At 67.5% G+C, this 12,939-nt stretch carries 12 protein-coding genes; all 12 read right to left on the reverse strand.

Annotated features, from left to right (window positions below; all coding sequences use genetic code 11):
• Window positions 1–36: 36 nt before the first annotated feature.
• The gene (gene bamA / locus AC5P9C_RS04815; RefSeq protein WP_343540513.1) at window positions 37–2,400 is read right to left on the reverse strand and encodes an outer membrane protein assembly factor BamA; all 2,364 of its coding nucleotides are present in this window, start codon (window positions 2,398–2,400) and stop codon (window positions 37–39) included.
• A 74-nt stretch (window positions 2,401–2,474) separates the two neighbouring features.
• Window positions 2,475–3,833 (reverse strand): RIP metalloprotease RseP, encoded by a 1,359-nt coding sequence (rseP, locus tag AC5P9C_RS04820; protein WP_049464397.1) that lies wholly within the window; start codon window positions 3,831–3,833, stop codon window positions 2,475–2,477.
• Between the two features lie 55 nt (window positions 3,834–3,888).
• Window positions 3,889–5,079, reverse strand: a complete 1,191-nt coding sequence (locus AC5P9C_RS04825; protein WP_057493529.1) for a 1-deoxy-D-xylulose-5-phosphate reductoisomerase — start codon at window positions 5,077–5,079, stop codon at window positions 3,889–3,891.
• Window positions 5,080–5,081: 2 nt separating this feature from the next.
• A complete protein-coding gene (locus tag AC5P9C_RS04830; RefSeq protein ID WP_049464402.1) occupies window positions 5,082–5,918 on the reverse strand; it encodes a phosphatidate cytidylyltransferase in 837 nt (278 codons plus the stop codon).
• Complete coding sequence (gene uppS, locus AC5P9C_RS04835; protein ID WP_049464404.1) at window positions 5,915–6,682, reverse strand: polyprenyl diphosphate synthase; 768 nt, start codon at window positions 6,680–6,682, stop codon at window positions 5,915–5,917. Before uppS ends, AC5P9C_RS04830 begins: the two co-directional genes overlap by 4 nt.
• A gap of 5 nt (window positions 6,683–6,687) precedes the next feature.
• A complete protein-coding gene (gene frr / locus AC5P9C_RS04840) occupies window positions 6,688–7,242 on the reverse strand; it encodes a ribosome recycling factor (RefSeq protein ID WP_014646499.1) in 555 nt (184 codons plus the stop codon).
• Window positions 7,243–7,338: 96 nt separating this feature from the next.
• Window positions 7,339–8,067, reverse strand: a complete 729-nt coding sequence (gene pyrH, locus AC5P9C_RS04845) for a UMP kinase (protein WP_019659122.1) — start codon at window positions 8,065–8,067, stop codon at window positions 7,339–7,341.
• 120 nt (window positions 8,068–8,187) lie between these two features.
• The gene (locus tag AC5P9C_RS04850; protein WP_064237986.1) at window positions 8,188–9,726 is read right to left on the reverse strand and encodes a GGDEF domain-containing protein; all 1,539 of its coding nucleotides are present in this window, start codon (window positions 9,724–9,726) and stop codon (window positions 8,188–8,190) included.
• A 261-nt stretch (window positions 9,727–9,987) separates the two neighbouring features.
• Window positions 9,988–10,863 (reverse strand): translation elongation factor Ts, encoded by an 876-nt coding sequence (gene tsf, locus AC5P9C_RS04855; RefSeq protein WP_053463562.1) that lies wholly within the window; start codon window positions 10,861–10,863, stop codon window positions 9,988–9,990.
• 125 nt (window positions 10,864–10,988) lie between these two features.
• Window positions 10,989–11,795 (reverse strand): 30S ribosomal protein S2, encoded by an 807-nt coding sequence (gene rpsB / locus AC5P9C_RS04860; protein WP_005408748.1) that lies wholly within the window; start codon window positions 11,793–11,795, stop codon window positions 10,989–10,991.
• Between the two features lie 220 nt (window positions 11,796–12,015).
• Entirely contained in the window at window positions 12,016–12,714 is a 699-nt protein-coding gene (locus AC5P9C_RS04865) for a fimbrial biogenesis chaperone (RefSeq protein ID WP_074725977.1), read from the reverse strand.
• Window positions 12,714–12,929 carry a hypothetical protein gene (locus AC5P9C_RS04870; RefSeq protein WP_049464979.1) on the reverse strand — a complete coding sequence of 72 codons (216 nt, stop codon included), beginning with the start codon at window positions 12,927–12,929 and terminating at the stop codon, window positions 12,714–12,716. Before AC5P9C_RS04870 ends, AC5P9C_RS04865 begins: the two co-directional genes overlap by 1 nt.
• Window positions 12,930–12,939: the final 10 nt, after the last annotated feature.

The following is a 12,939-nucleotide window of genomic DNA, read 5'->3' on the forward strand; positions in this document are numbered from 1 at the left end:
CACCGGAGGTGGATCAGTTCTGAGGAACGACGTTCCTCAGAACTGGCCACCGAACGTGAATTGCAGCCGCTCGATCTTGTCATCGTCTTCCTTCTTCAGCGGGAAGGCGTAGCTGATCGAGATCGGGCCGACCGGGGCGCGCCACAGTAGCGCCACACCGGTGGATACGCGCAGTTCGTTGGCCTTGAAGTTGTCCACGCCGGTATACACGTTGCCGAAGTCGACGAAGGCCGACACGCGTGCCGACGGGCTGTCGAACAGGCGCGGGAAGTAGGCTTCCACCGAACCCACGGTCTTCAGCGAACCACCCAGTGGCTGGCCTTCGGGGTAGCCGCGGGTAACTTCGCGCGGGCCCAGGGTGTTGTCCTCGAAGCCGCGCACCGAGTTGGTGCCACCGGCGTAGAAGTTCTCGAAGAACGGCAGGCCGCTGGCGGTGACGGTACGGGTGGTGCCATCGGCATTGGTCAGCGTACGGCTGTAGTCCTTGCCGTAGGCATCGCCGTAGCCGATTTCGGCCCGGGTGTTGATCACCAGCGACGGCATGATCGGCCAGTACTTGCTGATCTGGTAGTTCAGCTTGTAGTACTCGATGGTCGAGCCCGGCAGCGTGGTTTCCAGGCCCACACGCTGGTAGGTGCCGCGGGTCGGCATGAAGTAGTCGTTGCGGGAGTCCCGCGCCCAGCCCAGTTCGGTGCGCCAGGCATGGAAGGTACGCTTACCGACCGCATTGATGTAGTCGATGATCGACTGCGGAGTCGAGCCTTCGTACGTGGTGATCTGGTTGCTGTCGATGCCGAACATCAGCGAGACGGTGTCGGTCTCGGTCAGCGGCACGCCGAACACCACCTGCGCGGCACCGTTGGTGCTGTTGTACTGCGCGGTGTTGAAGTCGGAGTAGTCCAGTTCGCGCCAGGACAGGTTGTAGCCCAGCGACACGCCGTCATCGGTGAAGTACGGGTTGGTGTAGCTGAAACCGTAGCGCTGCAGGTAGCTGCTGCGCGAGGCTTCGACCGACACGCGGTTACCGCCGCCGAGGAAGTTGTTCTGCGACAGCTGCACCGAGGTGGTCATGCCGTAGGACTGCGAGTAGCCCAGGCCGAACACGAAGCTGCCCGAGGTGGTTTCCTTGACGTTGTAGACGACGTCGACCTGGTCGTTGCTGCCGCTGACGGCCGGGGTTTCCACTTCCACCGATTCGAAGTAGCCCAGGCGCTGCAGGCGGATCTTGGAGCGGTCGATCGCGGCCTGCGAGTACCAGCTGTTCTCGAACTGGCGCATTTCGCGGCGCATCACCTCATCGGAGGTGCGGGTATTGCCACGGAACAGGATGCGGCGCACCGACACGCGCGGGCCGGGCACGACCTGCATGTTGATGGCGACGGTCTGCTCGGCGCGGTTGGTGGTCGGGATCGGGTTCACCTTGGCGAACGCGTAGCCGATGTTGGACAGCGAGTTGGTGATGGTGTCCGAACTGAATTCCAGCAGCGCACGCGAGAACGTGTCACCGGACTTCTGGACCACCATGCGCTCGACATCCTCCTGGGGAAGGATGGTGTCGCCGCTGACCTTGATCTCGGAGATCTTGTACTGCGCGCCTTCGGTAACGCCCGCAGTCAGGAACATGTCGCGCTTGTCGGGGCTGATCGAAACCTGGGTGGAATCGATGCTGAAGTCGACGTAGCCGCGGTCGAGGTACCAGGAGTTGAGCTTTTCCAGGTCGCCGGACAGCTTCTCCTTCGAGTACTGGTCGTCACGGCGGTACCACGACGCCCAGTTGTGCTCCTTCGACTCCCAGGTGTCGAGGATGTCCTTGCTGTCGTACTTCTCGGTGCCGACCAGGTTGACGTGGCGGATCTTGGCCGCCTTGCCTTCCTTGATGGCAATGGCGATGTCCACGCGGTTGCGGTCCAGCGGGCTCACCGTCGGGGTGATGTCGACGTTGTACTTGCCGCGGTCGTTGTACTGCCGGCGAAGTTCCTGGGTCACGCGGTCCAGGCTCAGGCGATCGAAGGTGCCACCCTCGGTCAGGCCGATGTCGGACAGGCCCTTGAGCAGCTGGTCGGACTTGATGTCCTTGTTGCCGGTCACGGTCAGCTTGTTGATCGCCGGGCGTTCCTTGACGGTCACCACCAGGATCGTGCCCTGGCGGTCCAGCTGCACGTCTTCGAAGAAGCCGGTCTTGTACAGGGCGCGGATCGTCTCGCCGACCTTGTTGTCGGTGACCGTCTCGCCACGCTCCACCGGCAGGTAGGTGAATACCGTGCCCGAGCTGATGCGCTGCAGGCCGTCGACGCGGATGTCGCTGACAGTGAAGGGCTCGGCTGCCTGGGCCAGGGCGGGAGCGCCGGTGACGGCGGCGAGGGCGAGGGCCAGCAGGCGGCGATTGGGGAGTCGCGTCATGTCACGTCCGGTAGGAAGGTCGATTTCATTGGTGCGGGATGCCGACGCTGTAGACGGCAACAACGTGGAAAAGTTCATCGCGGGACCAGGCCGAGGATGTCGTTGTAGAACGCCAACCCCATCAGCCCGGCCAGCAACGCCAGGCCGATGTACTGGCCGGCGGCGATGGCACGCTCGCTCAGCGGGCTGCCCTTGACCAACTCGATAAGGTAATACAGCAGGTGCCCGCCGTCCAAGATCGGAATCGGCAGCAGGTTGATGATGCACAGGCTCAGCGACAGCAGGGCCAGGAACTGCAGGAACCAGTCGAGGCCGCGCTGGGCCGAGACATTGGCCACGCGGGCGATGGTGACCGGCCCGGAAACGTTCTGCAGCGAGGCCTTGCCGGTCACGATGCGGGCCATCATGCCCAGCGAGTCGGCGGCCAGGCGGCCGGTCTCGCGCACCGCCACGGTCACCGCATCGAGCGGGCCATAGCGCAGCAGGGTGTCATAGGCCGGGCTGTAGCGGGTGGGGAAGCCGACGCCGATCTGCCAGACCGGGTCGCCCTTGCCATCCTTGCCCTGGCGCGGGGTGACCTCCAGCGCCAGCCGCTCGCCGCCGCGCAGGACCTCGATCATGCCCGGGCCGCCGGCGCGGCCCAGGGCCTGGATCTCGCCGATCACCTGGTCGACGCTGTCGATGCGCTGGCCGTCGATGGCCACGATCAGGTCGCCCGGCTGCAGCTGCCCGGCCACCACGGAATCGGCGGTGAGCGAATCGACCAGGGCCGGTTGCAGCCAGGACTGCCAGTACAGGCCGGCCAGGATCGGGACCCGCCGTTCATCGAAACCGGCTGGCAGCTGCGACAGCGGCAGCGTGCGCACGCGCACCTGGTCGGCCGGGTCCAGCACTTCCAGCTTCACGTCACGCCGGTCCATCGCGGCGGCAGTCAGCGCCATGCTGGCCTCGCCGAGGGTGGCCACCGGGCGCTCGTCCACGCGCAGCACGCGGTCGCCGCTGGCCAGGCCGGCGCTGGCGGCGATGCCGCTGACACGCCCGATGGTGGGCGAGTAGTCCTGCTTGCCGATCACGAACATCGCCCACAGCAGCAGGATGCACAGCAGCAGGTTGGCGATCGGGCCGGCAGCGACAATGGCGATGCGCTGCCAGACGGTCTTGTGGTTGAAGGCCTGGCCGCGCTCGTGCGGGTGGACCTCGACCTCGCGTTCGTCGAGGAACTTCACATAACCGCCCAGCGGAATGGCGGCGATCGCGAACTCGGTACCGTGCCGGTCGCGGCGCGACCACAGCGGCCGGCCGAAGCCCACCGAGAAGCGCAGGATCTTGACCCCGCACAGGCGCCCGACCCAGTAATGCCCGAACTCGTGGAACGTGACCAGCAGCCCGAGGCTGACAATCATCCACCAGACCGATCCGATGAAGTCAGTCATGCAGGCTCACAGTGGCGGGCAGGGGCGGCGGCGTCATGCGGGGCGAGGCGGTCGTTCAGGCGGCGTCGATGGCGTTCAGGGTGAGCTGGCGTGCCCGCTGGTCGGCGGACAACAGGACCTCCAGTGTATCGGCTGGCTCGGTCGGCAGTGTTGAAAGCGCGTTAGCAACCAGCGCCGGGATGGTCAGGAAACCGATCCGGCCCTGAAGAAACGCTGAAACCGCCTCTTCGTTGGCGGCGTTCAGCACCGCCGGCGCGGTGCCGCCGGCCTGCATCGCCTGCCAAGCCAGCGCCAGGCAGGGGAAGGCGTCGGTATCCGGGGCCTCGAAATCCAGCCGGCCCTGGGCCAGCAGGTCCAGCCCGGCCACGCCCGATTCGATGCGCTGCGGCCAGCCCAGGCCAACGGCGAGAGTGGTGCGCATGTCCGGCAGGCCCATCTGGGCCAGGGTCGAGCCGTCGACGAATTCGACCAGCGAATGGACCAGGCTCTGCGGGTGCACCAGTACCTCGATGCGCTCGCCGGGCACGCCGAACAGGTGATGGGCCTCGATGACTTCCAGGCCCTTGTTCATCAACGTCGCCGAATCAACCGAGATCTTCGGCCCCATCGACCACTTGGGGTGGGCAACGGCCTGTGCCGGGGTGACCTGGGCCAGTTCGGCGCGGCTGCGGCCGCGGAACGGGCCGCCGGAGGCGGTCAGCAGGATCCGGCGCACGCCGGCGCCGTCGACGCTGGCATCGCGCGAGCGCAGGCACTGGAAGATCGCGCTGTGTTCGCTGTCGATCGGGATGATTTCGGCGCCGGCATGCTCGGCGGTGCGGGTCAGCAGTTCGCCGGCCAGCACCAGTGATTCCTTGTTGGCCAGCAGGATGCGCTTGCCGGCGGCCGCCGCGGCCAGGGTCGAGGACAGGCCGGCGGCACCGACGATGGCCGCAACCACGGTATCGCAGGCGTCGCTGGCGGCCAGCTGGTCCAGCGCGGCCTGGCCGGCATGGGCCTCGGTGGCCAGGCCGGCGTCGCGCAGGCCGTCGCGCAGCTCGGCATACAGCGATTCATCGGCAATGACCGCATGTGCCGGCGCATGCTGGCGGCACAACGCCAGCAGCGCCTGCACCTGGCGCCCGGCGGCCAGCACGGTGGCCCGGTAGCGCTGCGGGTGGCGGGCGATCACGTCCAGCGTGGAGGCACCGATCGAACCGGTGGCGCCGAACACGGCGACCCGGCGCAGGTCTGCAGCTGCATTCATGGTCAGAACCCGAAGATTTCCTTGCCCAGCGCGAACACCGGGACCGCGGCCAGCACGCCGTCGACACGGTCGAGCACGCCGCCATGGCCCGGGATCAGGTGGCCCGAGTCCTTGGCCCCGGCGTGTCGCTTGATCAGGCTCTCGAACAGGTCGCCCAGCACCGAGGCGAACACGGCTACCACCGAGGTGATCAGCAGGCCCGGCAGGTGCGCGGCATCGATGCCGGCCAGCCAGCCCAGGCCGACGGCCACGGCGACACCGGCCAGCAGGCCGCCGAACAGGCCTTCCCAGGTCTTGTTGGGGCTGATCCGCGGCGCCAGCTTGTGCCTGCCGAAATGGCGGCCGGCGAAATAGGCGCCCGAGTCGGCCGCCCACACCAGCGCCAGCGCGGCCAGCAGCCACAGGTGGCCCTGTTTGCCCGGCGGGTCGCCGCCGGCATGGATCAGCACCAGGGCGGCCCAGGCCGGGACGATGGCCAGGGTGCCGGCCGCCATCTTCAGGATCCGCGAGGGCGCCGACGGCTGTGCGCCGAAGTTGAAGAAGCGCAGCCAGACCAGCGCGGCCAGCCACCAGCCAACACCGGCCAGGGTGGTTATCTGGAACAGCACCAGCGTGCTGCCGTCGGCCCAGACCAGCAGCACCATCAGCAGCAGGTTCAGCACCAGCAGCACGGTCCGCGCCAGGGTGTCTTCGATGCCGGCCAGCTTCAGCCATTCCCACAGGCCGATCAGCAGCACGGCGGCGGCAGCGGCAGCCAGCCACTGCGTGGGCAGCAGCAGGATCGCCGCGATGGCAACCGGTGCCATGATCAGCGCGGCAAGGACTCGGGTCTTGGTCATGGGCTGGAAGTCTCGGTGGCCAGTGCGGCGATCTGGGCGCTGGTCAGGCCGAAACGACGCTCGCGGCCGGCGTAGGCGTCCAGCGCCTGCTGCAGCTGATCGGCATCGAAGTCCGGCCACAGGGCCTCGGTGAACCACAGCTCGGTATATGCCAGCTGCCACAGCAGGAAGTTGCTGATGCGGGTGTCGCCACCGGTGCGGATGAACAGGTCCGGCGGCGGCAGGTCGGCCAGGGCAACCTGGCTGCCCAGCAGCGCTTCGTCGATCTGCTCGGGCAGCAGGCGACCGGCCGCCACTTCGACGGCCAGGGCGCGCGCGGCGCGGGCGATGTCCTGGCGGCCGCCATAGCTGGCGGCGATCGACAGGGTCAGGGTGGTGTTGTCGGCGGTGCGCTGCTCGGCCAGCTGCATGCGGCTGACCAGCCCGGCACCGAAGCGCTCGCGTTCGCCGATGAAGCGCACGCGCACGCCACGCCGGTGCAGCTCGTCCACTTCGCGGTCGAGCGCGCCGAGGAACAGCTTCATCAGCGCATCCACTTCCTCCTGCGGCCGGCCCCAGTTCTCGCTGGAGAAGGCAAACAGGGTCAGCGCGGGAATGCCCAGTTCAAGGCAGCGCTCGATGGTGCGGTTGACCGCGCGCGCGCCGGCACGGTGGCCGATCACGCGCGGGCGACGGCGCTGCTGTGCCCAGCGCCCATTGCCATCCATGATGATGGCAAGGTGACGGGGCAGGGCGGACGGCAACGGAGGCGGGACTGAAGGCATCGACTTCAGACCGACAGCAGTTCTTTTTCCTTGTCGGCAACGACCTTGTCGACGTCCTTGATGTTGGCGTCGGTCAGCTTCTGGATGTCGTCTTCGCCGCGCTTCTTCTCGTCTTCGCTGATCGCCTTGTCCTTGACCAGCTTGGCGATTTCCTTGTTCGCGTCCTGACGGATGTTGCGGATCGCGATCTTGGCGCCTTCGCCTTCCTTCTGCACCTGCTTGGCCAGCTCCTTGCGGCGCTCTTCGGTCGGCGGCGGCATGTTGATGCGGATCGCGGTGCCCAGCGTGTTCGGAGTGAACTCGGCGTTGTAGAGACCCTTTTCGATCTCCTTGATCATGCCTTTGTCGAACGGGGTGACCAGCAGCGAGTGCGCGTCGGCGTTGGAGATCGACGCGACCTGGTTCAGCGGGGTGCTGGCGTTGCCATAGGCGCTGACCGTCACGCGGTCCAGCAGGGCCGGGGTAGCGCGGCCGGTCCGGATGGAGGTGAGGGTGTGCTTCAGAGCGTCAATGCTCTTGGCCATGCGCGTCTGCGCGTTGTTCTTGATGTCGTTGAGCATCGCCCGGTCCTGGGTGTCACTGGAATCGGGCGATTATAGGCGAATACGGGACGCTGCCGGGCCTGAATCGGCCCGGTTGTCGCTTTGCGCTCAGGCTCAGGCCGGGTCGCGGCCCTGGACCAGGGTGCCGATGTTCGCGCCGCTGAGGATCTTCAGCAGCTCGCCCGGCTGGCCCATGTCGAACACGCGCATCGGCAGGTCGCTGTCGCGGGCCAGTGCAAAGGCGGCGGTGTCCATCACTTCCAGGCCGCGGCGGATCACTTCGTCGTAGCTCAGGCTGTCGAAGCGGACCGCGTCGCTGTGCTTGTTCGGATCCTTGTCGTACACGCCATCGACCTTGGTGGCCTTCAGCAGCAGGTCCGCACCGATTTCGATGGCACGCAGGGCGGCGCCGGAATCGGTGGTGAAGAACGGGCTGCCGACGCCGGCGGCGAAGATGACCAGGCGGCCCTTCTCGAGGTGGCGGATGGCGCGGCGGCGGATGTAGTCCTCGCACACGTCGTTGATCTTGATCGCGCTCATCACCCGGGCCTTGGCGCCCAGCTTCTCCAGCGCGTCCTGCATGGCCAGGGCGTTGATGACCGTGGCCAGCATGCCCATCTGGTCGCCGGTGACCCGGTCCATGCCGCCCGCGGCCAGGCCGGCGCCGCGGAAGATGTTGCCGCCGCCGATCACCAGGGCCACTTCGGCGCCGGCCTGCTGGGCTTCGATGACCTCGCGGGCCAGCCGGTTGATGACCTTCGGGTCGATGCCGTAGTCCTCGTCTCCCATCAGCGCCTCCCCGGACAGTTTCAGAAGGATGCGGCGATAGGCGAGCTTGGACATGGGGACCTCGGGTGCGTGGAAATCGCGGGCGATTCTACGCGCATGCGGCGTCGGGCCAAAGTGTTTTGTGCACTGCGGCGCAGAATCCGGGGGTTGGCCCCGGTCCGTGGGGCGTCCCGTTCAGCCGAGTTCGGCGCTGGCCGTGGCCGACAGCTCGTCGTGGCCAAGGGCCCCCGGCGAACGCGCGATCACCCGGTTGCGGCCCAGGTTCTTGGAGCGGTACAGCACGTCGTCGGCGGCGCGCAGCAGGTCCTGCACGTCAGCGAAGCGCTCGTAACCGCCCTGGGTTGCCACGCCGGCGGAGAAGGTGACGAACAGCGGCCCGCCCTCCAGCTCGGCCATCGGCGTGGCGACGATGTTGGCCAGCACCCGGCGGATCACGTCCAGGGCCACGCTTTCGCTGGTATTGGGCAGCAGTGCGACGAACTCCTCGCCGCCGAAGCGCGCCACGGTGTCGCTGTTGCGCAGCTGGCCCTGCAGCTTGCCGGCGAAGGCGCGCAGCACCTCGTCGCCGGTGAGGTGGCCGTGGGCGTCGTTGATCTTCTTGAAATCATCCAGGTCGATGAAGGCGACCGACAGCGGCCAGCCCTGGCGCCCGGCGCGCAGGAATTCCTGCTCCAGCACCGCTTCCAGCTGGCGGCGGTTGAGCACGCCGGTCAATGCATCACGATGGGCCTGGTCGGCCAGCCGCTTGGCCCGCGCTTCGAATTCATCGGCGCGACGGCGTGCCTGGTCGGCATCCTGCAGTTCGCGCAGGTTGCGCAGGGTGGCCAGCTCCTGCGCGTGATCGATCAGCTCGCGCACCCGCAACGGTGAATTGAGGCCGGCATCGAACAGGCTGGCGATGTCGGGCAGGGCCTCGCTGATGCGGGTCAGCACCTGGTCGAAGCGCGCGCTGTCCAGTTCCAGGCGGTCGTGCACCTGGTGCAGGGCGCGCTCGCGCGCCGCATCGGCGTCGGCGTCCAGCCAGATGTCGGCCACCGCGCCGGACAGCTGCACGCACGCCTGGAACGGCGATCCGGCGGCGTCCTCGTCCTCGCTGAGGCGGATGCTCTCCACCAGGTAGCGCGGCAGGCCCCATTGCTCGGCCACCCAGGCGCCGACGTCGGCGTGGCTGCAGCCCAGTTCGTCGCGCTCGCGGGCGACCAGGTCGGTGTTGTCGCGCGCTTCGCGCAGCAGGGGCAGGTAGCGCTCCGACTCGGCCTGGGCCAGGCACAGCACGCCCAGGTCCTGCAGCAGGCCGGCCAGCATCAGCTCTTCCAGCCTGCGCAGGCCGCGCGCCTGGCCCAGCTGGCTGGCGGCCAGCGCGCTGAGGATGCTGCGCTTCCACGCGCGCTGGCGCAGGTCGTGGTCGGCGCCGCTGCCGCCGGTCAGGCCCTGGGTGACAGTGAAGCCCAGGGCGAGGCTGATCGTGGCGTTCAGGCCCAGCATGGTCAGCGCCTGGCCGAGGTTCTCGATGCGGCGGCGGCTGGCATACAGCGGCGAATTGGCGATGCGCAGCATGCGAGCACTCAGCGCCATGTCGATGGCGATGATGTCGGCGGCGGTGGCGATGTCCGCTTCCGGGTCCTGCGCCAGTTCGATGATGCGCAGGGCAATACCGGGGGGCGAAGGCAGGTTGCGGCAGAGCGCCAGGGCAGCTGTCAGCTCGGGAGGCATGTCGGGTCGTTCAATTCCATTGGGACAAGAATACCTAGGAACGCATCACAGTCCGCGATTTTCCTTCCTGCTATGTGACTGCGGTTTCCCTGCGCCGAGTATCGGCTTGATTCGCGCGCAACGCAAAGATCCCTGGTGCCGGGCTGTGCCCGGCGCCGCTGTGCGCACCCGCGGTGCGCAGCCACCGGTGCAGTGGGCACAAAAAAAGAGCCGCGGTTTCCCGCGGCTCCTTCTGGTCGCATCACAGCCGGAAGGCTGGAATCAGACCTGCATCGCCTTGGCAACTTCGGCGGCGTAGTCTTCCACCACCTTCTCGATGCCTTCGCCGACGATCAGCAGCTTGAAGCCTGCCACGTCCGCGCCAGCGGCCTTGACCACCTGCTCGACGGTGGTGTCGCCCAGCACGTAGGTCTGGCCGTACAGGGTCACGTCGCTGACGATCTTGTTGATCTTGCCGCTGATGATCTTTTCCAGGATGTCGGCCGGCTTGGCCTTGTCCTTCTCGGTCATCTTGGCCAGCTCGATTTCCTTTTCCTTCTCGACGAACTCGGCCGGGACGTCCGCAGCCTTGTTGTGCGGCGGCTTCAGCGCGGCCACGTGCATGGCCAGGCCACGGGCCAGCTCGACGTCGCCGCCGATCAGGTCGACCAGCACGCCGACCTTGCCGTTGGTGTGGACGTAGGCACCGATGTTGCCGGTGGTGTCGACCTTGACCATGCGGCGGATCTGGATGTTCTCACCCAGGGTCTGCACGGCGGTGGCGCGGGCTTCCTCGACGGTGCGGCCGTCGGCCAGCGTGGCGGCCTTCACGGCTTCGACGTCGTTGGCGCCCGATGCCAGGGCAGCAGCGGCGACGGCGTTGACGAAGGACTTGAAGTTGTCATCGTTGGCGACGAAGTCGGTTTCCGAGTTGACTTCGACCAGCACGGCCTTGCCGCCGTCCTGGGCCAGGCCCAGGCGGCCTTCGGCGGCCACGCGGTCAGCCTTCTTGTCGGCCTTGGCAGCGCCGGACTTGCGCATGGCTTCAGCAGCGGCGTTGATGTCGCCGTTGGCTTCGGTAAGCGCCTTCTTGCATTCCATCATGCCGGCGCCGGTGCGCTCGCGCAGTTCCTTGACCAGGGAAGCAGTGATTTCCACGGGATTACCTCACGAAAGAAAGGGGTTGGGCCGGCATGGTGGCCGGCCCGTGTGACACGGTCCTGTCACGCGCCGATGGCTGCGTGCAGGGAGGGTGGACGCCGGGCGTCCACCCGGGGCCTGGATCAGGCCTGGGCGTCGTCGCCCTTCTTGGCAGCCTTCTTGGCCGGAGCGCGGCGGGCCGGCTTCTCTTCGCCTTCAGCAGCGGCTTCAGCGAACTCTTCCTCGCGCACCGAAGCGGCGTGCGGGGCAGCCGCCTTGCCTTCCAGCACGGCGTCGGCAGCGGCGCGGGCGTACAGCTGCACAGCGCGGATGGCGTCGTCGTTGCCCGGGATGGCGTAATCAACCAGTTCCGGGTTGTAGTTGGTGTCGACCACGGCGATGACCGGGATGCCCAGCTTCTTGGCTTCCTTGATCGCGATGTCTTCGTGGCCGATGTCGATCACGAAGATGGCGTCCGGCAGGCGGTTCATGTCCTTGATGCCGCCCAGCGAGGCTTCCAGCTTGTCGCGCTCGCGGCGCAGGCCCAGCACTTCGTGCTTGACCAGCTTCTCGAAGGTGCCGTCGGTTTCACCGGCTTCCAGTTCCTTCAGGCGGGCAACCGACTGCTTGACGGTACGGAAGTTGGTCAGGGTGCCGCCCAGCCAACGCTGGTTCATGAACGGCATGCCGCAACGCTCGGCTTCTTCCTTGATGGTTTCGCGGGCGCTGCGCTTGGTGCCCAGGAACAGGACGGTGCCACGCTTCTGGGCAACCGACGAGATGAAGTTCATCGCATCGTTGAACAGCGGGACGGTCTTTTCCAGGTTGATGATGTGGATCTTGCCGCGGGCGCCGAAGATGTACGGAGCCATCTTCGGGTTCCAGTAGCGGGTCTGGTGGCCGAAGTGGACGCCGGCTTCCAGCATCTGACGCATGGTGACCTGGGGCATTGCAATACTCCTGATATGGAACCAGCGATTCCGCCCGCGGGGATAGGTATGCGGGACGCGTGGAAGCGCGATCGGTTCCGGGGTTGGGCTTCCCTGTTGCCTCCGTGGCCGAACTCCTTGCGGAGCACCCCGGCACGGATGGGGGCAGCAGGTGTGGATTCACCGGTGACGTCCGGTGTGGACGGGTTCCCGCGCACGCAGGCGGCAGGAATCCGGTCGATTATAGCCCGTCGCGGGCACGTGCTGCAATCGCAGGGGCCGGCGTGACCAGATCAATGTCGCGGCCGTCCTGCAGGCGGGCCCGGAAGCGACCACCCGCATAGCCATCGGCGCGGGCGGGCAGGGGCCATCGGCGGTCATGCCCGGCCAGGATGTAGCCGGCCAGCCCGGGAAGCAACAGCGATGCTCGGCCGTCCGCGGTGACGAAGCGCAGATCATGCAGGCGAGCGTGCAGATTACCGGAATTGCCGAGTCGCAGAGTGCTTTGCGACGCGTACGCCTCAAGTTGGCCCTGTACCAGGGCCTGCCGGGGCGGCGTCGCCGGGCCGCGGAACAGCGGCAGGGAGTAGCGCGGCAGGCCTGGCAGCGCGGGCGCCAGGACGATCCGATAGGCCTGTTCGGTGGTTGCCGGCACGGGGTCGCCGGGCAGCAGCCAGACGCGCTGGGTGCCGCCAGGTGCCAGGTCCAGCTGCGCAGGGCTGACCCGGATCTGGTCGCTCGGGTGCAGTCGTTCGGCGTCCAGCTGCTGATCCCAGGCCAGCACCTGCACCCGGCCCTGCCAGCGGCCGGGGCCGGGATTGTGCAGCCACAGTTCGGCACGGCCGCCTTCGGCTGGCAGCTGCAGGGTGGTTGGCAGCAGATCCAGCGCTGCGGCGGGCAGGGCCAGCAGCAGGGCCAGCAGGAGCAGCAGCGCGCGCATCAGTAAATGAGCGTCACGGCCGGCCTTTCATCGTCGTCTGCCGCAGGCGGCGCGAGGTCGCGGACCTGGGGCGGCAGCTGCGGTGCGTCGCTGCGCTGGTGCGGCGCCGGGCAGCCGGTGCCACCGGCGTCATCACTGCAGGCGTCGACCACGGTCAGCCGGATCTGCAGGGGGCTGCTGGGTTCGGCCCATGCCGGCGTGCTGGCGACCAGCATCGCCCCGATC

This window comes from Stenotrophomonas sp. YJH_SMC_10 (assembly GCF_059371555.1).